The sequence below is a fragment of the Pyxidicoccus caerfyrddinensis genome, assembly GCF_010894405.1.
Taxonomy (GTDB): Bacteria; Myxococcota; Myxococcia; order Myxococcales; family Myxococcaceae; genus Myxococcus; species Myxococcus caerfyrddinensis.
In genome coordinates, this window is sequence record NZ_JAAIYA010000013.1 from 253046 (window position 1) to 277631 (window position 24586).

Annotated in this window: 19 protein-coding genes; 11 read left to right on the forward strand and 8 right to left on the reverse strand. The window is 70.3% G+C overall.

Annotation, left to right across the window (positions count from 1 at the left end; all coding sequences use genetic code 11):
* Window positions 1-4: 4 nt before the first annotated feature.
* Together G4D86_RS30225 and G4D86_RS30230 are read right to left on the reverse strand one after the other, a co-directional pair.
* A complete protein-coding gene (locus tag G4D86_RS30225) occupies window positions 5-880 on the reverse strand; it encodes an RNA polymerase subunit sigma-70 (protein ID WP_163997534.1) in 876 nt (291 codons plus the stop codon).
* An 11-nt stretch (window positions 881-891) separates the two neighbouring features.
* Complete coding sequence (locus tag G4D86_RS30230) at window positions 892-2082, reverse strand: cysteine desulfurase-like protein (RefSeq protein WP_163997535.1); 1191 nt, start codon at window positions 2080-2082, stop codon at window positions 892-894.
* A 266-nt stretch (window positions 2083-2348) separates the two neighbouring features.
* On the opposite strand from G4D86_RS30230, the gene G4D86_RS30235 reads away from it, so the two are divergent.
* The 3 genes from G4D86_RS30235 to G4D86_RS30245 all read left to right on the forward strand — a co-directional run bounded on the left by G4D86_RS30235 (window position 2349) and on the right by G4D86_RS30245 (window position 7239).
* Window positions 2349-4721, forward strand: a complete 2373-nt coding sequence (locus tag G4D86_RS30235) for a WD40/YVTN/BNR-like repeat-containing protein (protein WP_163997536.1) — start codon at window positions 2349-2351, stop codon at window positions 4719-4721.
* Window positions 4722-4938: 217 nt separating this feature from the next.
* Window positions 4939-5643 (forward strand): hypothetical protein, encoded by a 705-nt coding sequence (locus G4D86_RS30240; protein ID WP_205519835.1) that lies wholly within the window; start codon window positions 4939-4941, stop codon window positions 5641-5643.
* Window positions 5644-5742: 99 nt separating this feature from the next.
* Window positions 5743-7239, forward strand: a complete 1497-nt coding sequence (locus G4D86_RS30245; RefSeq protein WP_163997537.1) for an amino acid permease — start codon at window positions 5743-5745, stop codon at window positions 7237-7239.
* Window positions 7240-7247: 8 nt separating this feature from the next.
* On the opposite strand, the gene G4D86_RS30250 is transcribed toward G4D86_RS30245, so the two are convergent.
* Complete coding sequence (locus G4D86_RS30250; protein WP_163997538.1) at window positions 7248-7715, reverse strand: carbonic anhydrase; 468 nt, start codon at window positions 7713-7715, stop codon at window positions 7248-7250.
* Window positions 7716-7896: 181 nt separating this feature from the next.
* On the opposite strand from G4D86_RS30250, the gene G4D86_RS30255 reads away from it, so the two are divergent.
* From G4D86_RS30255 to G4D86_RS52255, 4 genes are all read left to right on the forward strand, one after another.
* A complete protein-coding gene (locus tag G4D86_RS30255; protein WP_163997539.1) occupies window positions 7897-8526 on the forward strand; it encodes a peptidylprolyl isomerase in 630 nt (209 codons plus the stop codon).
* A 131-nt stretch (window positions 8527-8657) separates the two neighbouring features.
* Complete coding sequence (locus tag G4D86_RS30260) at window positions 8658-8828, forward strand: hypothetical protein (RefSeq protein ID WP_163997540.1); 171 nt, start codon at window positions 8658-8660, stop codon at window positions 8826-8828.
* Window positions 8829-8886: 58 nt separating this feature from the next.
* Window positions 8887-9942: an MBL fold metallo-hydrolase gene (locus G4D86_RS30265; protein WP_163997541.1), complete on the forward strand. Its 1056-nt coding sequence runs from the start codon at window positions 8887-8889 to the stop codon at window positions 9940-9942.
* Between the two features lie 149 nt (window positions 9943-10091).
* Window positions 10092-10673, forward strand: a complete 582-nt coding sequence (locus G4D86_RS52255) for a HupE/UreJ family protein (protein WP_240360545.1) — start codon at window positions 10092-10094, stop codon at window positions 10671-10673.
* Window positions 10674-10697: 24 nt separating this feature from the next.
* Here G4D86_RS52255 and G4D86_RS30275 read toward each other — a convergent pair whose 3' ends face one another.
* Window positions 10698-12350, reverse strand: a complete 1653-nt coding sequence (locus tag G4D86_RS30275; RefSeq protein ID WP_163997542.1) for a serine/threonine-protein kinase — start codon at window positions 12348-12350, stop codon at window positions 10698-10700.
* Between the two features lie 97 nt (window positions 12351-12447).
* Here G4D86_RS30275 and G4D86_RS30280 point away from each other — a divergent pair, with 97 nt between their 5' ends.
* Complete coding sequence (locus G4D86_RS30280) at window positions 12448-13395, forward strand: D-2-hydroxyacid dehydrogenase family protein (protein ID WP_163997543.1); 948 nt, start codon at window positions 12448-12450, stop codon at window positions 13393-13395.
* 21 nt (window positions 13396-13416) lie between these two features.
* Here the strand turns inward: G4D86_RS30280 and G4D86_RS30285 are convergent, their stop codons facing one another.
* The gene (locus G4D86_RS30285) at window positions 13417-14628 is read right to left on the reverse strand and encodes a hypothetical protein (protein ID WP_163997544.1); all 1212 of its coding nucleotides are present in this window, start codon (window positions 14626-14628) and stop codon (window positions 13417-13419) included.
* Window positions 14629-14819: 191 nt separating this feature from the next.
* The gene (locus tag G4D86_RS30290; protein WP_163997545.1) at window positions 14820-16478 is read right to left on the reverse strand and encodes a M14 family zinc carboxypeptidase; all 1659 of its coding nucleotides are present in this window, start codon (window positions 16476-16478) and stop codon (window positions 14820-14822) included.
* A 185-nt stretch (window positions 16479-16663) separates the two neighbouring features.
* On the opposite strand from G4D86_RS30290, the gene G4D86_RS30295 reads away from it, so the two are divergent.
* Together G4D86_RS30295 and G4D86_RS30300 are read left to right on the forward strand one after the other, a co-directional pair.
* The gene (locus tag G4D86_RS30295; protein ID WP_163997546.1) at window positions 16664-18457 is read left to right on the forward strand and encodes a polysaccharide deacetylase family protein; all 1794 of its coding nucleotides are present in this window, start codon (window positions 16664-16666) and stop codon (window positions 18455-18457) included.
* Window positions 18458-18580: 123 nt separating this feature from the next.
* Window positions 18581-21661, forward strand: coding sequence for an ATP-binding protein (locus tag G4D86_RS30300; RefSeq protein WP_163997547.1), 3081 nt, complete (start codon window positions 18581-18583; stop codon window positions 21659-21661).
* Here the strand turns inward: G4D86_RS30300 and G4D86_RS30305 are convergent.
* Both G4D86_RS30305 and G4D86_RS30310 read right to left on the reverse strand, forming a co-directional pair.
* Window positions 21658-22842 carry a hypothetical protein gene (locus tag G4D86_RS30305; protein ID WP_163997548.1) on the reverse strand — a complete coding sequence of 395 codons (1185 nt, stop codon included), beginning with the start codon at window positions 22840-22842 and terminating at the stop codon, window positions 21658-21660. The two genes, G4D86_RS30300 and G4D86_RS30305, sit on opposite strands and share 4 nt — an antisense overlap.
* Before the next feature lie 510 nt (window positions 22843-23352).
* Window positions 23353-24090: a DUF7873 family protein gene (locus G4D86_RS30310; protein WP_163997549.1), complete on the reverse strand. Its 738-nt coding sequence runs from the start codon at window positions 24088-24090 to the stop codon at window positions 23353-23355.
* A gap of 139 nt (window positions 24091-24229) precedes the next feature.
* Here G4D86_RS30310 and G4D86_RS30315 point away from each other — a divergent pair, with 139 nt between their 5' ends.
* On the forward strand, window positions 24230-24586 hold the full coding sequence (locus G4D86_RS30315; protein WP_163997550.1) for a hypothetical protein: 357 nt from the start codon (window positions 24230-24232) through the stop codon (window positions 24584-24586).

Consider the following 24586-nt stretch of genomic DNA (forward strand, 5'->3'; position numbering starts at 1 on the left):
GGGTTCATCCTTCGTCCAGCAGCGAGGACAGGCTCACCGCGAGGCTTGCGTCCATGACGCGCAGCAGGCTGTCGAGCTGCGACGTCGTGAGCGCCAGCCTCCGCGCGAGCGCGGCGCGGGTGTCCTCGAGGAGGGACTGGCGGGCCTTCGCGAGCCAGCGGGAGATGGTGGAGGCGTGCACCTGGTGGAGCGTGCCCAGCGACTCCACGCCCAGGTTCTGCACCAGGCTCAGCCGCAGGAGGTTCCTGTCGCGCGGCGACAGGCCGGACAGCGCCTCCGCGAAGGCGGCCCGGAAGGCGGGGCGGTAGCGCTCCTGCATCAGCGCCAGCTCCGGGTCCGCGGTGCGCAGCTCCGAAACGAGCGGCGCGTCGTCCAGCGGCAGGGCCTTTATCGCTCCCCGCTTGAGCCCCACCGCCACGCCCAGCGCCACGGCCTCCGTCCAGCGCCGCAGCGCGCCCCGCCCGGCGTACTCAGCCAGGCGCGGCTCCTGGCGTGCCCCGCCCACCAGCAGCTTCATCCGCGTGAGCTGGAGCACCTCGTCCACGAAGGCGTCCGACGCGTCCACCCGCCGCACCGCGCGCGACACCGGCACCAGCACCGCGCGCTGCAGGCCGTCCATCGCGGCCCTGTCTCCCGCGAGGCATGCGCGCGCCAGGTAGAGGTCCTCCACGGCCAGGGCGCGCAGCCCGTCCGCAAGCGAGGCCTCCCGCGCCACGCGCTCTCCCAGATGCCGCGCGAAGTCCTCCGCCGCTACCTCCACACCGGGCCACGCCTCGCGGGCGCGGGCCAGCGCGTCGACGAGCTGGCGGGCGAGCGCGTCCGCTTCGTCGGGGGCAGCGGGGCGCGCCGCGCCCTCCAGGAAGGACCGCAGGGGCTCCATGGCGGGGGCCTTCAGCGGAGCGAGTCCAGTCCGGCGATGAGCCGGTCCACGTCCTCGGCGGTGTTGTAGTGCAGCAGCGAGGCGCGCACGGCGCCGTCGGGCATGAGGCCCAGCGCCTGGGCGGCCAGGGTGGCGTAGTAGTGGCCCGCGGCCACACCCACGCCCCGCGCCGCCAGGTGCTCCGCCACCGCGCGCGGCGGCACGCCCTGCACGTTGAAGCAGAAGGTGGCCACGCGCCCCCGGGGCTCGCGCGGGCCGTACAGCCGGACGCGCGGGTTGGCGAGCAGCCGCTCCAGCGTGGACTCCAGCAGCGGCCGCTCCAGGGACTCGATTCGGCGGAACGCCGTCTCCAGCCCGGCGCGCCCCGGCTGTCCCTCGCCCAGCACCTCGCGCAGGTAGCGCAGCGAGCCCAGCCAGCCGGCCAGGGCCTCGTGGTTGGCGGTGCCCGGCTCGAACTTCTGCGGGCTGTCGTCCGGCACGAACCAGAGCTTGTCCGCAGGCAGCCCCGCCAGCAGCTCGCGGCGCACGTACAGGCAGCCCAGGTGCGGGCCGAACACCTTGTACTGGGAGAAGGTGGCGAAGTCCGCGCCCCAGCCCTTCACGTCCGGCAGGTGGTGCGGGCTGGAGTGCACCGCATCCACGATGAGCCACGCGCCCACGCCGTGCGCCAATTCCGCCGCGGTCGCCACGTCCGGCGTGGCCCCCACCGAGTTGGCCGCCGCCGTCACCGCCACCAGCCGCGTGCGCGGCGTCAGCAGCGCGCGCAGGTCCGCCGGCTCCAGGCGCCCTTCGGGCCAGCGCGCCCGCCACGTCTTCACCGACACACCCTGCGCCTCCAGCATCCGCCAGGGCGTCGCGTTGGACTCATGCTCCAGCTCGGAGATGACCACCTCGTCGCCCGCCCGGAACAGGCGCGAGAAGGCGCGCCCGAGCTGGAAGGTGAGCGAGGTGGCGCTGGTGCCCAGCATCACCTCCTCGGGCTGGCAGTGGAGGAACTCCGCGGTGGCCGCCCGCGCCCGCGCCTTCAACTCCGTCGCCACCACCGAGGCAGGGTAGGGCTGACCCACGTTGCAGCTCCCGCTGGAGAGGAATTGGGAGATGGCGTCGATGGTGTGCGAGGGCACCTGGGCCCCGGCGGCATTGTCCAGGTAGCTGAAGCCAGAACGCAGGGCGGGAAAGTGCGCGGCGAGCGAAGAGGTCATGTCGGCGGTCAGCATAATCGTGCTGCGAGTGTGAAGTGGCCGCTCGCGGGAGGACGGAGTCCTCCTCTCCGGTACGGAATATTCCAGGCGCTCGCGGAGGGTCCTGCCTGACCGCGTCCCACCGGCTGGAGACGAGCAAAGGCAATCCAGTTGCTTTGACTCCATATCAGCCCCCGGATTCCCGGCCATATTCTGAGAAACAGAAAAATCCTCTAGCATTGAACCCCCCGGGCAGCACGTCACCCGTTCACCTCGCAGGAGCACGGATGTCTCAGCTTAGAAAGTGGCAGCGGTTGGTTGCGGCGGCGGTACTGGCCATGAGCGGCGCGTCGCTGGCGGGGGAGAAGGACGACCCCAACGCGCGCAAGCGGGCCATGGACGAGTGGTACAACGAGTCCTACGCGAAGCCGCACGGCAAGGGGCTGCGCAAGGGTGGCCCGTGGTCGCCTTCATTCCGCAAGTTCATGAATGACGCGGCGGCGAAGGAGCGCGCGAAGTACGGCTCCCTGCTGCCGGGCACCAGCACCACCATCACCGCGTCGGGTGACCCGACGGCGTCCATCGCCGCCACGGGCACGACGTGGGTGAACATCGGCCCCACCAAGGCCAACTACATGCAGAACGGCGGCACCAGCCTGAACAAGACGGACGCGGGCCGCGTGCGCGACATCATCGTCGACAAGAACAACCCCTCCATCATCTACGTGGCCTTCTCCGGCGGCGGCGTCTGGAAGACCACCGACGGCGGCACCACCTGGACTCCCAAGTCGGAGACGCTGGGCAGCCTGTCCACGGGCTCGCTGGCCATCGACCCGAACAACAGCAACACGCTGTACCTGGGCCTCGGAGACCCGTTCGACGGCACGGGCCTGGGCCTGGTGAAGTCCACCGACGGCGGCAACACCTGGTTCTCGCCCGTCTACCTGGGCGCCGCCACGGAGATTGCCGATCTCATCGTCGCCCCGGGCAACAGCAACGTCGTCCTCGCGGCCACCAGCGCGGGCCTGTTCCGCTCGGTGGACGCGGGCGCCACCTGGTCCGCCATCTCCATGAGCACCGGCTTCGCCGGGGCGCCGTACGGCTGGTCGATTGAGTGGACCGGCGGCACGAAGTTCGTTGCCACCATCGACGCGGACCCGCTCGTCGCCAGCGGCACGTCCCAGGGGCAGATCTGGTCCTCCAGCGACAACGGGGCCACGTGGACGCGCGCCACGGGCGTGACGGCCAGCGCGGGCATGGAGCGCATCACCGTCGCCGCGGCGCCGTCCAACCGGGACGTCGTCTACGCGCTGGCCGCCAACCCCAGCGGCGACCTGGCGGACCTCTTCAAGTCCACCAACGGCGGCGCCACGTGGACGGCGCTGTCCGCCGGTGCCAAGCGCTACAAGAACGGCAACGCGGAGGGGCGCACCGTCAGCACCCTCTTCAACACCCAGGGCTGGTACGACCAGCTGCTCATCGTCAGCCCCACGAACCCGAACCTCGTGTTCTTCGGCGGCGCGCTGCACCTGGCGAAGACCACTGACGGCGGCTCGACGTACTCCCAGGTCACCAACTGGCTGGGGCAGTTCTCCCTGCCGTACGTGCACGCGGACTTCCACACGGCGGCCTTCGACCCCACGGGCACGAAGCTCTACATCGGCAATGACGGCGGCATCTTCTTCTCCACTGACGGCGGCGCCACCTTCAGCGACTCGATGAACGTGGGCATCGCCTCGCACCTCATCTACGACATCGGCATCTCCGGGGCGAACCGCAACGCCGTCATCGCGGGCCTGCAGGACAACGGCACCCGCGTGCGCGTCAGCAACACCGCCGTCTACAACCAGGAGATTGGCGGCGACGGGTTCGACTGCGAAATCCACCCGACCAACGGCAGCCTGATGCTGGGCTCGCTGTACTACGCGCGCATCCAGCGCAGCACTGACGGTGGCCTCAACTGGGTGTCCGCGTGCAGCGGCATCACCGAGTGCAACAACAGCAGCACCGCGCCGTTCACCACCCGCCTGGCCCTGGGCCTCGCGGATGCCACGGGCAACACCGTCTACACGCACTCCAACACCAAGGTGTACAAGTCCACGAACTTCGGCACCGCGTGGACGGCGCTCGGCGTCAGCGGCCTGCCCACCACCAACCTGTTCATCCGCAACGTGGCCGCGGCGAAGTCCAACGCGAGCGTCGTCGGCGTGGTCGCCAGCGGTGGCCGCGTGTTCCTGTCCAGCAACGGCGGCTCCACCTGGACGACGCCCGCGGCGCTGCCCAACAACGGCCTGAGCCTGAGCGACCTCACCTTCGACCCGGCCAACCACAACATCCTCTACGTGGGCTCGGTGGCCCCGGACGGGACGAAGAACCACCTGTGGAAGTCCACGGACTTCGGCGCCAGCTGGGCGGTCATCGAGAACGGCCTGCCCGCCGGCGTGCCGGTGAATACCGTCACCGTGGACCCCGGCAGCAGCGCCACGCTGTACGCCGCCACGCACCTGGGCGTGTACCGCTCCACCGACGCGGGCGCCTCGTGGACGCGCTTCGGCGCCGGCATGCCGCTCGTCGAGGTGACGGACGTGCAGGTGCTGCCGGACTCCAGCCTGGTGCGCGCCGCCACGTTCGGCCGCTCCGTCTGGGAGCTGCAGCCGTAGTCCCAGGCGCTTCCTGACCGAAGTCCCCGGGGGCCCGGACCGACGAGGTCCGGGCCCTTCTTCGTGGGGACTGTGTAGGTCTTGCGACTTCACGGGCCGTGCGCGCGCACTCCTGGGCCTTCGAACGACCAGGCCAGGGACGCGAATAAAGTAGGGCTGCTCCCGTCCATCTTCCCGAACGCGACAACGGGCCTTGGCGCCCCTGAGGACACCCCCCATGAACCGCTTCTCTTCCGCACTGGTCGCCGCCCTTCTTCTCGCCGGCAGCGCCCAGGCCGCCGACTCCCGCCGCAACCGCACGGAGCGCGTGCAGGACCACCAGGAGCTGCGCCAGGACCGCCGCGAGCAGCGGGACGACAAGCGCGACGTGCAGGAGCTGCAGGCCGTGCTCGCGCGCTTCGACGCCGCGTGGGCGCGACGGAGCGAGCGGGACATGGTCGCGGTGGAGTCCACGCTGCGCGGGCTGCTGCGCGCGGAGCTGGCGGAGAGCCACGCGGAGCTGTCGTCGGACATGCGCGAGGCGCGCCGCAGCGAGCGCGAGCTGCGCTCCGAGCAGTGGGAGGCGCGTGACGACGCCGGGTGGCGCCGGAGCGCGGCGTACCGGAATGACCGCCGCGACGTGCGCGATGACCGCCGCGACGTGCGCGATGACCGCCGCGACGCGCGGGTGGAGGCCGCCGCGCTGCGCTCGCGCCAGGTGATTGCCCGGGAGCTGGCCCAGCTGGAGGGGCAGCGGCGGGGTGGGGCGCTCAACCACAAGCGCGCGCTCATCGTGGAGCTCATCGAGCTGGGACAGCAGGAGCTGAACCAGGGGCGTCAGGAGCTGCGCGAGGACCGGCGTGAGCAGCGGGAGGACCGCCACGAGCGGCGCGAGGACCGCCGCACCCAGGTGTCCCCGCGCCAGGGCTGGCACCGGGCGTAGTCCCACCGGGAGCCCGGAGGCTCCCCCTGTGTGACATTCGCCCGTGACGGCCGCACACGGCGCTTCCGCTGGAGGAAGCGCCGGTGTTGACTGCCGCGCATGGGTATCTGGTCGAAGAAGAGCATCGCCCAGCTCCAGGTCGACGAGGGAGCAGGGCACGAGCTTCGCCGCACGCTCACGGGCTTCCACCTGGCGTTGCTGGGCGTGGGCGCCATCATCGGCGCGGGCATCTTCGTGGTGACGGGGACGGCGGCGGCCCAGCACTCCGGGCCGGCCATCATCCTGGCCTTCATCCTCGCGGGCGTGGGCTGCCTCTTCGCGGGGCTGTGCTACGCGGAGTTCGCGGCGATGATTCCCGTCGCCGGCAGCGCGTACACCTACGGCTACGCCACGCTGGGCGAACTGGTGGCCTGGGTCATCGGCTGGGACCTCATCCTCGAGTACCTCTTCGCCTCCTCCACGGTGGCGGTGGGCTGGTCCGGCTACTTCACGTCGTTCCTGCGCGACTACCTGCACGTGAATCTGCCGGCGGCGTTCATCACCGCGCCCTTCGAGGTGGCGGCGGGCTCGCACGTGCCGCACCTCACCGGCGCCTACGTCAACCTGCCGGCGGCGCTGCTGGTGGGGCTGCTGACGGTGCTGCTGTGCGTGGGCGTGCACGAGTCCGCGCGGGTCAACAACATCATCGTCGTCGTGAAGGTGACGGTGGTGCTGCTCGTCATCGGCTTCGGGGCCTTCTACGTGGAGCCCGCCAACTGGACGCCCTTCATCCCGGAGAACACGGGCCACTTCGGTGAGTACGGCTGGAGCGGCGTGCTGGCGGGGGCGGGCGTCATCTTCTTCGCCTTCATCGGCTTCGACGCCGTGTCCACCGCCGCGCAGGAGACGCGCAACCCGCAGAAGGACCTGCCGGTGGGCATCCTGGGCTCGCTCGCCATCTGCACCCTGCTGTACGTGCTGATGGCGGCGGTGATGACGGGGCTGGCGCACTACAGCACCCTCAACGTGCCGGAGCCCGTGTACGTGGCCATCTCCAAGGCGGGCCCGGCGCTCAACTGGCTGCGGCCCATCGTCAGCCTGGGGGCCATCGCCGGCCTGGCCTCGGTGGTGCTCGTCATGCTGATGGGCCAGCCGCGCATCTTCTACGCCATGTCGCGTGACGGGCTCCTGCCGCCCTTCTTCTCCCGCGTGCACCCGCGCTTCAAGACGCCGTACGCGTCCACGCTGTTGACGGGCGTGGTGGCCATGGCGGTGGCGGGGCTGTTCCCCATCGGCCTGCTGGGCCAGCTCGTCTCCATCGGCACGCTGTTCGCCTTCGTCGTCGTGTGCGGCGGCGTGCTGGTGCTGCGCTACCGCAGCCCGGAGCTGCCCCGGCCCTTCCGCACTCCGTTCGTTCCGGTGGTGCCGGTGCTGGGCATCCTCATCTGCGTGTCGCTGATGGTGGGCCTGGGGCTGGAGACGTGGCTGCGCCTCCTGGTGTGGCTGGCCATCGGCCTCGCCATCTACTTCGGGTATGGGCGCAAGCACTCGCGCATCGGCCATGGAGAGCGCGCCGCCGCCGGGCCTCCGCCGGCGGACCTGGGCGGCCCGCTCTAGCGTGCCCGCTACGCCTTCAGTGACACGGGCTCGAAGTGGATGCGCGTGTCATGGGGGCGGGTGAAGTAGAGGCGCACGTGGATGCCGGGGTAGGCCTTCTGCAATTCCTCGGCGGCGTGGCGCAGGTCCGTGAGTTGCTGCTCCGCGATGAAGTCCGGGCCCATGCTGCCGTGCCGGGCCCCGTAGTAGCCGCAGCCCGCATGGGCCAGCAGCAGCACCTCGGTGATGTGGTGGCCCTCGATGAGGAAGCGGGCGGCGCGGGTGACGACGTCGCTCTCCAGGTAGTCCGCCACCCAGCGGTTGAGCAGGGCGGGGCCGCCGGGAATCGTCAGCGTGTCGATGCGCTCGTGCCCCAGGTGCTGCGCGAGGTCCTCGACGGCATCCGTGAAGCGACCGTCCGAGCAGTAGACGGCCAACACCGTCGGGTGCGTGTGCTCGTAGGCGACGCGGGAGACGAAGGTCTTTTCTTCGGACATGCCGCCCACTCTAAAGAGCTTCAGGTCACGAGATAAACAAACCCCGCTCATGCCGGGTGCGGCACGAGTGGCAGCGTGCAGGGGCTGCTGGGAAGGTTACGCAGGGAAGGGGATTTCCTGGCCCTTCACCGCTTCGGGCGGGCATCGTACGCGGGCCCATCTTCCTTCCCAGGTGCCGCCCATGAAGACCTTCGCCACCGCCTGTCTCGCCGTGCTGCTCACCCTGCCCGCCGCCGCGCTCGCCGCGCCGAAGAAGGGCGGCAAGCCCCAGGCCTCCAGGCTGGTGCCGGTGGTGCTGCGGACGGAGAAGGGCGACATCGAGATCGAGCTCGACGAGGCCCGGGCGCCGAAGACGGTGCGCAACTTCCTCATGTACCTGGACGCGGGCCTCTACGAGGGCGGCGTGTTCCACCGCACGGTGACGCCGGACAACCAGCCGAACAGCCCGGTGAAGATCGAGGTCATCCAGGCCGGCATCAACCCCGCGCGCCAGTTCGAGGACAAGGGCCCCATCCCGCTGGAGCGCACGAAGGACACCGGCCTGAAGCACGTGGACGGCGTCCTCTCCATGGCGCGTGACACGCCGGACACGGCCACGTCGGACTTCTTCATCTGCCTCGGCGACCAACCGGAGCTGGACTTCGGTGGCAAGCGCAACCCGGACGGACAGGGCTTCGCCGCGTTCGGCAGGGTGGTGAAGGGCATGGACGTGGTGCGGGCCATCCAGCAGTCGCCGCGCACCGAGCAGAAGCTCACGCCGCCCATCAAGATTCTCAAGGCCATGCGCAAGCAGCCAACCCCCAAGGGCTGACCGACGCCGCGTGCTCCCTGCGGCCCAGGGAAGACCCGGGCGCACGCCGGGCCGCTCGCCGGGCTTCGGGCATTCGCGGGCGTGCACATGATGGGATTGGTGTGACCTTCACCTCCATGAGGAGCCAGCCCATGAAGAACAAGAGCTTCCCCGGCAGGCCGTCCACCTCGAGCTGGCAGCCGCCCTGGCCGAAGCGGCAGGGCAACCCGGTCTCGAAGCTGACGAAGGTGGCGGGGAGGCGGATTGGGGGCGCGCTGCGGGCGGAGCAGGCCCGCCAGCAGAAACGGAAGGACAGCCGGTAACACACTTCTTTACACAGCCCGGCTGGCCAGACACGGCGCGAGCCGTTAGACACGCGCCATGTCTCTCTCAGGACTCCGACTCGAGCGGGTGCGTGCCTCCCGGCAGTTCGCGGACGGCCGCTTCCGCAACACCGCGCCCGTGGGCCCGGGCCTCCAGGGCAACCCGCTGCCGCTGCTCGGGGAGTACTTCTTCGGCGGTGCCCAGCGCACGCCCCCCGCGCCCCTGCCGCTGGAGAGCCCGCTGGACGCGTGGGCGCGCAAGGCGGACAGCGGCTTCCGGGTGACGTGGCTGGGCCACAGCACCATGCTCCTGGAATTGGACGGCGCGCGCATCCTCACGGACCCCGTCTGGGGCGAGCGCGCCTCGCCCATGTCCTTCGCCGGGCCGAAGCGCTTCCACCCGGCGCCGGTGCCGCTGGAGGCCCTGCCGAAGCTGGACGCGGTGCTGGTGTCGCACGACCACTACGACCACCTGTGCCGCGCCACCATCACCGCGCTGGCGAAGCTGCGCGTGCCCTTCATCACCGCGCTGGGCGTGGGCGCGCACCTGGAGTCGTACGGCGTGGCCCCGGAGCTCATCACCGAGCTGGACTGGTGGGAGGAGACCCGCGTGGGCCCCGTGGGCTTCACCGCCGCTCCGTCGCAGCACTTCTCCGGCCGCGGCCTGGGCGACAGGAACGAGACGCTCTGGGCCTCGTGGGTGCTGACGACGGACAAGCGCCGCGTCTTCTTCAGCGGCGACACCGGGCTGACGTCGGAGTTCGAGGAGATTGGCCGCCGTCACGGCCCCTTTGATTTGGTGATGCTGGAGGTGGGCGCCTTCCACCCGAGCTGGGGCGGCATCCACCTGGGCCCGGAGAACGCGCTCAAGGCGCACGCCATGCTCGGGGGCGGCAGGTTGATGCCGGTGCACTGGGGCACCTTCAACCTGGCGCTCCACGCCTGGGACGAGCCGGCGGAGACGCTGCTGCGCCTCGCGTCGGAGCAGAACGTGCGCCTCTTCACGCCGCGCCTGGGCTCCGCCGTCGAGCCCGCCCACGTGGAGCTGGCGACGCCGTGGTGGCGCGAGGTGGCCCCGGTAGAGCTGGCGATGCGGCCCGCGACGGGCGGGTAGGGCGCTCCATTCCCACGGGGCTCCGGGGGCTCTCGGTTGGTTGATAGGCCGGCACTATCAAGGTTATCCGAACGATGTCTTGGCGGATATCAGCCCCCAGCCGCATCCTTTCCCTGTTCCCCGGTGGGAAAGGAGTCGTCCCGATGGTCATGGCGCTCGCAGGTCTGGGTTCAGGTGCACTCCACGCGCTCGCGGGGCCGGACCATCTGCTCAGCCTCGCGCCGCTGTCGGTGGGACGGCGTCAGGGGGCGTGGCGCGTGGGCCTGCTCTGGGGCATCGGCCACGGGCTGGGGACGCTCGCCGCGTCGGCGGTGCTGCTCCTGGTTCTCTCCACGGTGCACCTGCAAGGGGTCGAGCGCTGGGCCGAGCGGGTGGCCGCCCTCGCCTTGATGGGCATGGGCCTCTGGGGCCTGAAGCGGCGTGCGCTCACCGGGCCTTCCGGGGCCGAGACGCGGAACGTGCTCACGGTGGGCCTGGTGCACGGCCTCACGGGCGCGGCGGCCCTGCTGCTCATTCTGCCCGCCGCGGTGTCCGGCTCGCTCTCGGACCAGGTGCTCTACCTGGGAGGCTTCTCCGTCGGCAGTACCGTGGCCATGGCGGGGCTCACCGCCGGCATCGCCAGCTTCTCGCTGAAGCGCCGGTTCTCCGCGGCGGTGAGTGCGCGGGTGCCGAGGATGGCCTCCGCCCTCTCCATCGTCCTGGGAAGCGCCTGGATGGTCGGCAGCCTGTAGGCCACCGGCGGGCGCTCCTGCCTTCTACGTCCCCATTCTCCGGCTCGGGCGGGTGCGCGTGGTGGCGTCCCGGTCCTGCGTTGCCTCCTCGGAGTCGTCCACGGCAAGGGGCACGGCGATGGGCGTGGGCGCGTCATCCGGCCTGCGCTCCAGCACATCGCGGATGGCGTGGGCCAGCGCGGTCTGTCCCTGGGGGTAGGGCGCCATGGGCGCGGGCAGCGCGCGGAGCAGGTCCTCCACCTGGCTGCCGCGCTGGGGGCGGTCCTCCGGCACGGCCTGGAGCAGCGCCATGACGATGGCATCCACCTCCGGGGGAACCTCCCGGCGCATCTCGGAGGGAGGCGGCAGGCTCCTCACCGCTTCCATGAACGCGGTTCTCGTCACCTGCTCCGTCCCGCGCAGCGTGCGGCGCCCTGTCAGGGCCTCATGCAGCGTCAGCCCCAGCGCGAAGAGGTCCACGCGTCCGTCGAGCGCTTCGCCCGACAGCTGCTCGGGCGCCATGTAGTCCGACTTCCCGCGCACGTGGCCCAGGCGGGTGACGGGCGCGTGGGTGACGGCCCGGGCGATGCCGAAGTCGCTGAGCTTCACGTCGCCGATGCGGGACAGGAGGACGTTGGGCGGGTTGATGTCGCGGTGGACGAGGTTCAGCGGCACGCCCTCGCGCGAGGTGCGCCGGTGCACGTAGTCGAGCGCGGATGCCAGCTCCGCGCCCAGGTACATGACGGCGGCCACGGGGAGCGGCCCGTGCTGCTTGATGAGCTGGCGCAGCGACAGCCCATCGACGTGCTCCATGGCGATGAAGTGCGTGTTGTCCAGGCGGCCCACGTCGAGCACCGCGACGATGTTGGGGTGCTGGAGGATGGAGCCCAGCTCGGCCTCCCGGCGGAACAGGGCGATGAACTGCGGGTCATCCGCATAGGCCGGGAGGATGCGCTTCACCGCCACCGTCTTCTCGATGCCGCCCTCGGGGCTGTAGGTCGCCCGGAAGACCTCCGCCATGCCTCCGGCGCCCAGGCGCTCGTGGAGGAAGTAGCGGCCCAGCAACTCCTGCTGGCGGATGGCACGCAGCGCATCCTCGGCCATGCCGCGGAACTGGGCGGCGACGAGCCAGGCCAGCCAGCCCACCACCACGATGTACAGCGCCCGCAGGAACATCAGCGGGGGCGACAGCATCAGCGGTATCGGCGTGGGCAGGAGCGGGTACGCGACGAAGACGTAGAGCAGCACCAGCTCCGCCGCGGTGACGCCCGCCGCGAAGAGGGGAAGGCGCGCGTCCGAGCGGAGCGCCGACGCCACGATGGCGGCCGAGGCGATGAGGAGGTTGGGATTGCCCAGCGCCATCTCCGGACCCGCGAAGGAGATGTCGAGCAGGCACAGGATGCCGACCAGCGAGTTCTCGATGGCGACGTTGAGCCACAGGAGTGCGGCCGTGGGCTCCGTCTTCTTCAGCCGGCGGTGGACCCACGCGTAATAGAGGGCGTAGCACGCGAGGACGGCGATGATGGCCAGGGTATGGGCCCAGCCGAGGAGCGGCGCGAAGCTCAGCGTGGAGAACACACACGCGGAGGTCGCCAGGCTGATGAACCGGGCCAGCGTCGCCTCTCGCGAGGCCGCGCCCTGCCGCAGGTGTTCCTGGAGCAGCTTGGGCGCGATGGGAGTGGACCGCGGTGAGCGCATGGAGTGCTCCATGGGTAGACCGCAAAACACGATACTCCGGACAGTGTGGTTCGCCTATGCACCGCGCCGGTGGGTGGGGTAGGCGAGGCGTATGCCAATGAACATCGCCATCCTGGATGACTACCAGGGCGTTGCCCTGGGCCTCGCGGACTGGGCGCGACTGCCAGCGGGAAGCGGGCTCCACGTCTTCGAGCGGCACCTCGCGGACCGTGAGGCGTTGGTGAAGGCGCTCCAGCCCTTCGACGTCATCGTCCTCATGCGCGAGCGCACGCCCTTTCCCGCCGCGCTCCTCGAGCGGCTGCCGAAGCTGCGGCTGCTCGTCACCACGGGCGGGCGCAACGCGGCCATCGACCTGGAGGCGTGCCGGGCGCGCGGCATCCCCGTGTGTGGCACCGGCAACGTGGGCGCGCCGACGGCGGAGCTGGCGTGGGGGCTCATCCTCGCGCTGGTGAAGCGCATCCCCACGGAGGACCGTGCGCTGCGCGCAGGCACGTGGCAGACCGGGCTCACGGAAGGCCTGGCGGGCAAACGACTGGGACTGCTCGGGCTGGGGAAGCTCGGAGGGCAGATGGCACGGGTGGGCGCGGCCTTCGGCATGGAGGTGGTGGCCTGGAGTCAGAACCTCACCGACGCGCGCGCGGCGGAGGTGGGCGCGCGCCGCGTGGAGAAGCAGGAGCTGTTCTCCACGTCCGACGTCGTCAGCCTGCACCTCGTGCTCGGGGAGCGGACGCGAGGCATCGTTGGAGCAGCGGAGCTGGGTGCCATGAAGCGCACGGCCTGGCTCGTCAACACCGCGCGCGCGGGGCTGGTGGACGAGGCGGCGCTGCTGTCCGTGCTGAGCCAGCAGCGCATCGCCGGGGCCGGGCTGGATGTCTTCTCGGTGGAGCCGCTGCCGGCGGGACACCCGCTGCTCGCGCTGCCCAACGTCGTGCTGACGCCGCACCTGGGCTACGTGACGCGGGAGAACTACGCCGTCTTCTACCGCGACGCGCTGGAGGACATCCTGGCGTGGCACGCCGGTGCCCCGGTGCGGCTGCTCACCTGAGCGCGCCGCACCGGGTCCGCCTCACTGTGCCTGTCCGGTGAGGAAGAGGTTGCGTACCTGGATCATGGCCACGCGGACGTTCTCCCGCGTGCCCACGAAGACGAAGCTCCGGAAGCCGTAGCCGCCCGGAGTGAGGGCGCCGCGGCGGAACACGGCGCTCCACTTGGTGGTGGAGTTGGCCGGGTTGCCCGGGTCGATGAAGGCGAACTTCGCGTACTGGCTGAAGTTGGGGCCGGGCAGCTCCGGAGCCCAGACGCCCATGGCCGCCGAGCCGTCCGGCACGGACAGCACCACGGGCCGGGTCAGCTCCTCGTTGGCCTGCGACAGCGGGACGAGGGTTCCGGTGTTGAAGTCCATCGCGTGGAAGCTGGAGAACTCGCCGGAGAGGTAGCCGGTGGGGCCCTCGAGCTGGAAGGCGCTGATGGCCTCCGGCACCTGGATGGCCATCTGGAACTCGATGGCGTTGCGGATACCCATGAAGCCCACGCGGATGTCCGTGTTCATCACGTAGTTGGAGAGGTTGCTCGTGTTGATGGCGCGGGTGCAGTTGGGGGCGGGGACCGGGTTTGTCTGGCCCGCGGCGAGCCAGAAGGCGGGCCGCGTCTGGAAGGCCAGGCGTGAGGGCTCGTGGTAGGTGCCCTCCAGGACGCTCGTGGTGCCCGAGGACAGGCCGTCATTCGCGCTGCCCGCCTGCGTGGGGTTGTAGCACTCGCCCCAGTTGTTCGAGATGACGGCCAGCTGGAGCTGGCGGCCGTGGTCCCACGAGTTGATGAACTCGCGCCCGTTCCACATGAGGCTGTCGATGGCGCCCGCCGTGCGCGCGGACGCGCTGATGCGGATGAGGTCGTTCTCCGCCGTCCAGCGGCCGTAGCCCCCGGAGTAGTAGCCCTTGCGGCCCTCGTTGATGCCGTAGGTGAGGTAGTGGTTCAGCGCCGCGGCATAGTTGGTGCCAAAGGCCGCGCGCAGGTCCGGGTATTGGTCCAGGTACTGGAGCGTGTGGAAGCCGGAGTTGGCCTGCCGCCCCTCGCGGAGGCCGTTCGCCTGCCAGTGGTTCATCGCGGCCTGCGGCGTGACGATGCCCGCCCGCAACAGGTCCGCGTTGTTGTTCAGGTAGAAGAGCCAGTTGAAGACACGCGCGTCGAAGATGTTCTGCGCGTGTGCCGCTGGCGAAAGGGCCAGGGCCGCCACGATGACCGCCAGCTTCAGCACTGCCTTCAGTTGAGGGTGCCGCATCGTCTGTCTCCTTGCGCGCGACGGGCGCGAAGGGACGACGCTACGGCACCACCTGGGTTCGGGTAAGCAAATTGTATTTGAACTACAGTTGCTGAATCCGTCGCACCAGGGACAGCACCGCCTTCGCGTGTCCGCCGTGGCCTCCACCGTGCGAGGGAAGCCGGGCCCTCGAAGCAGAGGGCCCTACGCCATCACTCGGCCTTCTTCGGCGCGGTGGCCGCCTCCACCACGCGGTGGACGGGGTACAGCTCGCCCGTCTGAATCATCCCGTCGAGGAACTGCCAGCGGCACAGGCCGTCATCGGAGTGCGGCTCCAGCAGGTACACCGCGAGCGTGCCGGTGCGCTGCGCGGTGGGCACGTACAGCGTCCCCGCGGGGAACTCGCGCGTGGTGCGCTCGGGGGCCACGGTGAGCACCGTCTCGAAGCGCACGGGCTTGGGCTTCTGGCTGAGGGGCACCTCGGCCTCGCCGGGCGGCGGGACGTTCGCCGCCACGTCGGGGCTGAAGGTCTCCTCGCGCCGGGCCACGCGGTAGCTGTCCACCGTGAAGCGCTTCGCCTCGGACAGGCGCTCGAAGCGGATGCCGTGTCCCTCCAGACGCGCGGCCAGCTCCGCCGGGACGAGGTACGCCGCCGGGGTGCTCACCGCCTGCGTGGGGATGAACGTCCGGTGGTGGGGGATGCGGTAGGTCTTCTTCTTCTTTCCCGGGTAGCGGCGCGCGGCGATGCTCGCCTCGTCGTAGGCGAGGATGGGGGCCACGTCGCCGGGCTTCGCGTGGGCGGGGTACTCGAAGACGAGCGCGCCCTTGTCGTCACGCGTGGCGACGCCGTAGTTGATGCCCACGAGCGCCTGCGGGTCCGGCGACTTGCCGCGCGCGACGATGCGCTCCTCCTCGGCGGCGGTGATGGTGCGGTAGGCAGTGGCATGCTTCGCGGCATCGCGCAGCAGCTCCAGCAGCCACGCCCGCGCCACCGCGCAGCGGCGCGGGAAGTCGATGTAGCTGTACGTCTCCAGCAGCACGTCGATGCGGCCCAGCAGGCCCCGGTAGTGGCTGCCGAAGCGGGGCAGCGCCGGGTAGGTGTGCCAGCCCGACTTCGGGTCGCCCTCCACCTTGTAGTTGCCGTACCAGTAGCTGTCGAAGTCATGGCCCTTCTTCACCGCCTTCGACACGCGCTCCAGCATGTCGCGGTTGAACTCGCGCAGCTCCGTGAAGAGCGGCTCGTTGGAGTGCGAGGTGTCGAAGGTGAGGTCGTTCGCGTGGATGCTGCCGTCGGTGGTGTGGCAGTCGATGAACACGTGCGGCCACCATGTCTGGTGCAGCGCCGCGAGCGCGCGCGTCTCCGGCGCCTCCTGCTTCATGCTGTCGCGGTTGAGGTTCCAGCCCTCGCCCGTGTAGCGCATGCCCACGCCGCCCTCGGGGTTCACCTGTCCCTCGAGGTCCTTCAGGTTGAGCTTGCGGTTGTTGGGGCTGATGCGGTCATTGCCATCCGGGTTGAAGTTCGGCACGAGCACGAGGCACAGCTTGTCCAGCAGCTTCTTGCCCAGCTTCGTGAGCGTGAGGTCTCTGGCCAGGGCGAGCAGCGCCTCCTTGCCCTCCACTTCGCCGGCGTGGATGTTGGCCTCCACCAGCACGATGACCTTCTTCTGCTTGCGCGCCAGCTCGGGCGTGAAGCAGTTGCGGTCGCTCACGATGAGCGCCACCAGGGGCTGGCCCTCGCCGCTCTTCCCGAAGTCCACACGCCGCGCGAGCTTCGTGCGGCGGCACAGCTCGTCCACGAAGGCGAGCACATCCGAGTGACGCGAGGTCTGCGTGTACTTCGAGGCTTCGGCGCGGGTGAGCAGCTCAGTCATATGGGCGCGCATCCGAGTCCTCCCCGCACATGGCGTCAAGCACTTGCGCACGGTGGCGCGGGCCCGCCGTGCCTGACGCTTCGCGCCACGCGCCCGCCTCCTCGGAGCGATGTTGTCACTGGCGCACAGTGCGCTCGGCCCACGGGGTTGTCAGGACAGTGGGAGTGAGGAATTTGGCTCTCACCATGCTCCGAGTCCGTGCGTTGTTCGGGTTGTCGACGTTGCTCGTGTTGCTCGGAGGACGCACGCCCGAGGCCGGGGCGCAGACCTCCGCGCCGGTGACGGTGTCCTTCACGTTCGACGACGGCCGCGCCAACCAGGCCGAGGGCGCGGCGCTGCTCGCGCGCTACGGGCTGCGCGGCACGTTCTATGTGAACAGCGGGCGCATCGGGCAGGCCACCCGGCTGACGCTGGCGCAGCTCCAGGCGCTCCAGGCCGACGGCCACGAGATTGGTGGGCACACCGTCAGCCACCCGCGCCTGACCGACCTGGTCCCCGACGAGCAGGCCCGGCAGATCTGCGACGAGCGCGTGGCGCTGACGGGCGCGGGCCTGACGGTGACGTCCTTCGCCTACCCCTACGGCGCGCAGGACGCGACGACGCGCCAGTGGGTCCAGGACTGCGGCTACAACTCCGGCCGGGACAGCGCGGGGCTGCGGGGCGTGGAGAGCTGCACGAGCTGTCCGGTGGCAGTGAAGCTGCCTCCCACGGAGCCCTACGCGCTGCGGACGGTCAGCTCGGTGGAGGCGACCACCACGCTCCAGGACTTGCAGGGCGCGGTGCTGCGCGCCGAGCAGGGTGGGGGCGGGTGGGTGATGTTCGTCATCCACGACGTGTGTGACGGCTGCGACACGCTCGCCATCTCCCCGGCGACGCTGGAGGCGTTCCTCGCCTGGCTCGCGCCGCGCACGTCGCTGGGAACCACGGTCCGCACGGTGCACGAGGTCATCGGGGGCGCGGTGAAGCCGCCGGTGCCCGGGCCGCTTCCACCGGAGCGTGAGGCCTGGGGCCAGCTGCTGCTCAATCCCTCGCTGGAGGACGACGCCAACGGGGACACCGCGCCGGACTGCTGGCTGCGCACGTCCTACGGCGACCTGACGGTCGCATGGAGCCTGCCGGAGGACGTGTGGGAGGGGAGCCGCGCGCAGCAGGTCACCGTGACGCGCCATGTGTCGGGCGACGTGAAGCTCGTGTCCGCACAGGACCTGGGCGCGTGCGCGCCGCCCGTGCGCCCGGGCCACCGCTACCGGGTGAGCGCCGCGTACCGGACGGACGGGCCGGCGCGCTTCGCCGCGTACTACCGCACCGCCGCGGGTGGCTGGGTGTGGTGGGCCCAGGGGCCCCTGCTTCCACACAGCTCCATCTACGGACTCTCCGAGTGGACGACGCCACCGGCGCCGGCCGAGGCGAAGGCCCTCAGCGTAGGGCTGTCCCTCATCGGTCCTGGCACCCTTGCGATGGATGCGCACGCCCTGGTGGACCTCACCCCGCTGCGCACCGTCATTCCCTTCGGTGCTACGTGGAAGTACGAAGCGAGCGGCGTGGACCCGGGAGCGAGCTGGTCCACGGCGGGCTTCGACGACTCCGGGTGGGCCTCCGGCGCGGGGCAGCTGGGCTACGGGGACAAGGACGAGGCCACCGTCCTGTCCGCCACGGTGCCGTCACAGACGAGCCTCTACTTCCGGAAGAAGGTCACCCTGGAGCGGCCCGCCGTGGACGCCACGCTGAGCGCCATCTTCGATGACGGCATTGCCGTGTGGGTGAACGGCACGTTGGTGCTGACCCGCAACATGGGCGTGGGCACGGCGCACGCGAAGTATGCGACGGCCTCCGCGGAGAACGAGCACGTGGAGGCCACCCTTCCGGCCACCGTCTTCGTCGCGGGGGAGAACACCATCGCCGTCATGGTGAAGCAGAACGGGAGGACTTCGCCGGACGTCTCGTTTGACCTCCGATTGGACATCGCGCAGTCGGATTGAGCGACGGGTCCCCTGCGACTGCCTTTTCCAGAACGCTTCCGGCCTGGCCTTCCGCGAGAGGCTCCCCGCCCTGGGCAACCCCGGATTGTTCTCGGACGCGGCAACCGTTAAGTCGGAGGTGCCATGTCCTCCGCGCCCCGTTCACCCCTGTCGCCCCCGGCTCCTGAACGGGAGACGGCGGAGGCCGAGGAACCGGGCCCCGAGGCGGAGGGCCCCGACGTCGCGCCCCCCGCGGTCCTCCTGGTGGACGACAACCCGGCCAACCTCCTGGCGCTGGAGGCCGTCCTCGCTCCATTGCAGGTGCGGCTGCACAAGGCCGCCTCGGGCCGCGAGGCGCTGCGCCACCTGATGCGGGAGGACTACGCCGTCATCCTCCTGGACGTGCAGATGGAGGGGCTGAGCGGCCTGGAGACGGCCGCGCTCATCAAACAGCGCGAGCGCTCCCGCGAGGTGCCCATCATCTTCATCACCGCGCACACCTGGACGCAGCAGGAGGTGCTCGCGGCCTACGGCTCCGGCGCGGTGGACTTCCTCACCAAGCCCTTCGTGCCCCAGGTGCTGTGCGCGAAGGTGTCCGTCTTCATCGAGCTGTATCGCGCCCGCCAGGACATCCGCCGCCAGGCCGTGCTGTTCCAGGCCCGGGAGCGCGAGCTCTTGGAGCGCTCCCACCAGGAGCACCTGCACCGCATCTTCATGCAGCAGTCGTCGGCGGCCATCGCCATCACCCGCGGTCCCGACTTCGTCTTCGAGTTCGCCAACCCCCTCTACGAGAAGCTCATCGGCCGCCGCGTTCCACTCGGCAGCACCCTGTCGGAAGTGGCGCCGGAGGTCCTCTCTCAGCCCACGGTGATGTCGGCGCTGCGCCGCGTGCTGGAGACGGGGGAGCCCTTCGTGGGCACGGAGTTCGCGGTGCTGCTGGACCGCCATGGCACCGGCGAACTGGAGGAGGCCTTCTTCAACCTCACCTACCAGCCCACGTGGGACGCCCGGGGGAAGGTGGACGGTCTCATCAACTTCTCCGTGGAAGTGACGGAGCAGGTGCGCGCCCGCCAGCGCGCCGAGTCGCTCGCGAGGGACTTGAAGCGCAACGCGGAGCAGCTGGCGCGGTGGGACCAGCTCTTCCACCATGCGGGCTGGGGCATCGCGAGCACGGACCCGGAGACCTGGCGCATCAACGCGGCCAACCCCGCCTTCGCGCGCATGCACGGGTACGACAGCCCCGAGCAGCTCATCGGCGTGCACGTCCAGGAGATTGTCGCCCCCGACTCCTTCGCCAGCTACCGCGCCGAGCTGGAGCGGACCATCGAGCTGGGCCACCACACCTATGAGAACGTCCACGTGCGCAGGGACGGCAGCCGCGTCCCCATCCTCGTGGACGGGGTGGCGCTGAAGGACGAGCACGGCCACGTCACCTACCGGGCCGCGAGCTTCCAGGACCTGACGGAGCGCAAGGAGGCCGAGGACCGCTTCGCCTTCCTCGCCCGGGCCGGCGAGGTGCTGGCGTCCTCGCTGGACGAGGGGACGGTGCTCCAGCGCCTCGCGGAGCTCGCGGTGCCGCAGCTGGCGGACTGGTGCGCGGTGGACATGCTCACGGAGCGGGGCACCGTGGAGCGGCGGGTGGTGGTGCACAGGGACCCGGAGAAGGTGGCGCTGGCCTTCGAGATTGCCCGCCGCTGGCCCATCGACGTGAGCGCCCACGGCGGCATCGCCGAGGTGCTGCGGACGGGAGAGCCCCGCTGCCTGCCGGAGATTCCGGACGAGGCCCTGCCGGCGCTCGCGCGCGGTGAGGAGCACCTGGCCCTGAGCCGGAAGCTGGGCCTGCGCTCCAGCCTCAGCGTGCCGCTCCAGGCGCGAGGGCGGGTGCTGGGAGCCTTCTCGCTCACCATCGAATCGGGCCCCCGGCGCTACGGGGCACGGGACCTGGAGCTGGCGCGCGAGCTCGCCCGCCGCGCGAGCCTCTGCCTGGACAATGCCCTCCTGTTCCGGGAGTCGAAGGAGGCCCAGGCGCGCACCGAGCGGCTGCAGGGCATCACCGCCGCGCTGTCGCGGGCCGCGTCGGAGGAGGAGATGGCGGAAGTCATCATCCACGAGGGGCTCCAGTCCACGCAGGCCCAGCGGGGCGCCTTCCTGCAGCTACGGGACGGCACGCTGCGCTGGGTGCGGCACTTCGGCTACAACGACGTGCTCATCGCCACCATGAAGCCGAGGGTGCTGGAGCAGTCCGCGGGGCTGGCCGCGGTGGTGCGGGACCGGGTGCCCCTGTGGTGCTCCACTCGCGAGGAGTACATGGCCAGCGTGCCGGAGGTGGACGCCACCGCCGAGGAGCTCGGCGAGGGTGCGCGGGCCCTGCTGCCGCTGGCGACGGAGCACCGGGTGCTCGGGCTCATCGCGCTGCGCTGGACGGAGTCACGGGCCTTCCGTCCGCAGGAGAAGGCCTTCCTGGTGGCGCTCACGCGGCAGTGCGCCCAGGCGCTGGAGCGCGCGGAGCTGTACCGGGCCGCCCAGGCGGCGGTCCGCCTGCGCGACGAGTTCCTCTCGGTGGCGAGCCATGAGCTGAAGACGCCGCTCACGTCGCTGCGCCTGCAGCACTCGCTCATCCAGCGGGCCGTGGAGGAGGGGGTGGCCGACAAGGTCCGCGCGAGGATGGCGGCGGCCTCGCGGCAGGTGGACCGGCTCGCCTCGCTGGTGGACAGCCTGCTGGACGTGAGCCGGCTGTCGCTGGGCAAGCTCGCGCTGGAGCTGTCGGAGGTGGACCTGGCGCAGGTGGTGAAGGACGCCCACGAGCGGCTGGAGGCGGTGTTCGCCCAGGCGGAATGTGAGGTGCACCTGTCGCTGGGGACGGAGGTGCGCGGGCAGTGGGACGGCTCCCGCCTGGAGCAGGTGGTGGTGAACCTCCTCTCCAACGCGGCGAAGTACGGCGCCGGCAGGCCCGTCTCCATCGAGGTGGACCTGGACGAGGGCCAGGCCCGCTTGCGGGTGCGCGACGAGGGCATCGGCATCGCCGCCGAGACACTGCCGCGCCTCTTCGGCCGCTTCGAGCGGGGCGTCTCCGAGCGCCACTATGGCGGCCTGGGCCTGGGGCTCTACATCTCCCGGCAGATTGTCGAGGCCATGGGCGGCACCATCGACGTGCGCAGCGAGCTGGGGCAGGGGGCGCTCTTCACGGTGCGGCTGCCGCTGGGACGGCGCCCCGGGACTCCCTAGTAGCGGCTGGCGCCGACGGGGCGCCGCGGCGTGCCGAACCTGGCGACGCGGAACGCAATCTCCACCTGGAGGTAGTTGCGGTGGATGCGCTCCGCCTCGATGCCCGCGTTGACGTTCTGCTCGACGACGACGTCCGCGCCGAGGATGTGGTTGTACGTCAGCCCGAGGCGGACGCCGCCGAAGTCGACGCCGAGCTGCGGGGCCACGCCGAAGAACGTGCCGCCGGACTGGTTGAGGCCGGCGCCCTCCACGCTCGCGGCCACGCTCTGATTCGCGAGCATGTACATGCCGGCGCCCACGCCCACGAACGGGCGCACCCCGCGGCGGCCGAGGAGGAACTCGCCCTTGGCGAGCGTCGCCGCTGAAGCCCCTGCCGAGAACGACGTGGTCCCCCGCGCCGCGATGCTGCCGCCCATCGTGATGCCAGCGTCGAACCGGAAGCCCGCGGAGAGGGAGTCGGTGATGTTCCACTTCGGTTCGACCGCGGCGCCGAAGCCCGCTGCTCCCGAGCCGGGGACATAGAGGCCCGTCAGGCCGGTGTGGATGACGACGAGCGGCTGCTGCCGGGCCTCATACGTGTCGGACGGGTCCTCCGGCGCCAGGGACGCCACGGGCTCACGCTCACGAGGCGCCTGGGGCGCGGGAGGGCTGCTCACGCGCTCCGGCTCTGGAGGCGGCGCAGCAGGGGCGCGCGCCACCGAGGGCTTGGGGGCGGGCATGGGTTGCAGCGCCACCGCCTGGGCCTTCCGGGCTTCCTCCAGCTTCACGGCCTCGGAGATGACGTCCTGTGCCATCACCGTGACGCCCCGGTCGCTGAGCCGCGGGTTGACGAACTCGTAGGACAGCTGCGTCCGCAGCTTCGGCTCCTGCCGCGTCTGGAGGACATAGATGAGCTGGTACTTCGTCCCGTTGCGCCCCAGCTTCCCTCCCACCAGCAGGTCCGCGTCCTCCAGCGCGCCCGGAGCCACCAGCGTGGCCCGGCCCTGGTCGAGCGCGAGGGCCTGTGTGAGCCCGTAGGCGGTGCGGTTCTGCACGGCCTGCGCGCTCAGGTCGGGGACGTCCGTCACGGCGCTGTCGAAGCTCGAGAGCTGGAGGCGCAGCGGGGCCGCGAAGACGCACAGGGGCACCAGGGTCGCAGCCAGCACGAGGCCAGCGTGCGCCCGTGGGGAGGGATGGCGCATGGGGTGGGTCCTTGGGGGAGGTGTGTTGCGTCCCCTGGACGGACAGCCCGTGCGGATATTCACGCCTTTCGTGCGGGCAGGCAGCCGGCCATGGGCTGCGAAAAATGGTGAGCCCGGCCAGGGTGTCCTCCTGACCGGGCTCGGGGTGCTGCCATGGATGAGGTCCGCACGTTTGAAGTCCCCGCTTCAGGTTGAGACCTCGCGTCCTGCGATTGAACGACCGCCGCGCAAGGCGGATGGAGCGGCGGGCTGGAATTGCACCAGCATCTCGAGGGGGCGAGCGGAGACGGTTGATCGGACCTGCGACAGCGAATGCTGAGTCTGGAGTGAGAACTTGATTCTGGGGTGCCTCACGCTTCCTGGCTGTCGCGTGCCTCTACCCATTGGGCTACCCCGTCGTCAGGAGTGGTGACGGGGGCAGGACTCGAACCTGCACTGACGGCGATCCGGAAGCGTTCCGCGTGAGTCTGCTGCTGAGCTTGAGTTTGTACTCCGAAAACTTTTAGGGCCTTAAGCCTGGCCGAAGAGATAGCCGAGCAGCGCGTCGCCGGCCTTCAGTTCCTCCACCTCGACGGCATTGGCCTCCTCGCGCGCGAACTTCACGGCCTGCTGCAGCTTCTCCACGCGCTCCAGCATGTCGTTGACGCGGATGGCGGGCAGGGCGCCGGAGAACTTCACCGTCTTCCAGTAACCGACGACGATGTCCTCGTAATACACCTCCACCTGGGCCGGGTGCTTCTCCGTGGCCTCGGACTTCACGTGGTTGCGAGGGACCTTCTTCGTCTTCGCCGTCTGCACCGGCTCGGTCGCCCACAGGCCCTGGGCGGGGTCCGGCACCCAGCTCTCCGAAGGGTCCAGCGTGGGGAGCTTCTGCACGAAGGTGTGCAGGTCCACCAGCTGCTTCTCCAGGAAGAGCAGGTACGTGGCGGGGGCCCCCTTGAGCAGCACCCTGCCGTCCACCTTCACGTCCGCGCGGGCGTGGCAGTTGGTGAGGTCCTTGGTGGCGGTGACATCGAACAGCCGGGCGAGGATTTCGCGGGTCTTCTTCAGCACGTCGTCGGTTCGCACCTGGACGCGCGTGGACTCGGGCGGAAAGCGCTCGCCCTCCTCGTCACGGGGCTGATACGTGCGCGAGATTCCGGCGAGGAGCTGCGGTTTCTGCAGGTCGTGGTGCGCCTGCGTGAGTTCCTGCTGCGAGCGGTTCTTGACGCCCTTCTCGACAGCGATGATCTGGTTCAGCCTGGTCATGACGTCTCTTCAATCTGGTTTTCGTTTGGCTCCTCCGACGTCGGACCTGATGACGTCCTGACAAGTCGCTCGGCCCCGGCCCGCTTCCACCGGAGGGGGCTGTTAGGCTCGTGGCTCCTCCATCGGATGGAGAGGTGCCATGCGTGCAACCCAGGTCGTCCCACTCGTCCTGTTTGTCCTCGCGGTCTCCTGCAGCAGCGCCCAGACGGCGGAGGACCCCTCCAAGCCCCCGCCTCCGGATACGACGGTCGAAGTGCGCAACCTCAAGATGGTCGACATCAACCTCTTCGTGTACGTGATGAACGGGACGAGCCGGGTCCGCCTGGGCACCGTCCCGGGGATGTCGACCCGTAACTTCGTCATCCCCAACCAGACGATTCGCGACGTGGACCGGATTCGCTTCCGGCTGGAGACCATCGGCTCCGACGCTGCCTCCAACGGCGATCAGGAGCTGCCGGTCACCGCGGGGGAACACCTCAACCTGACCATCCAGTAG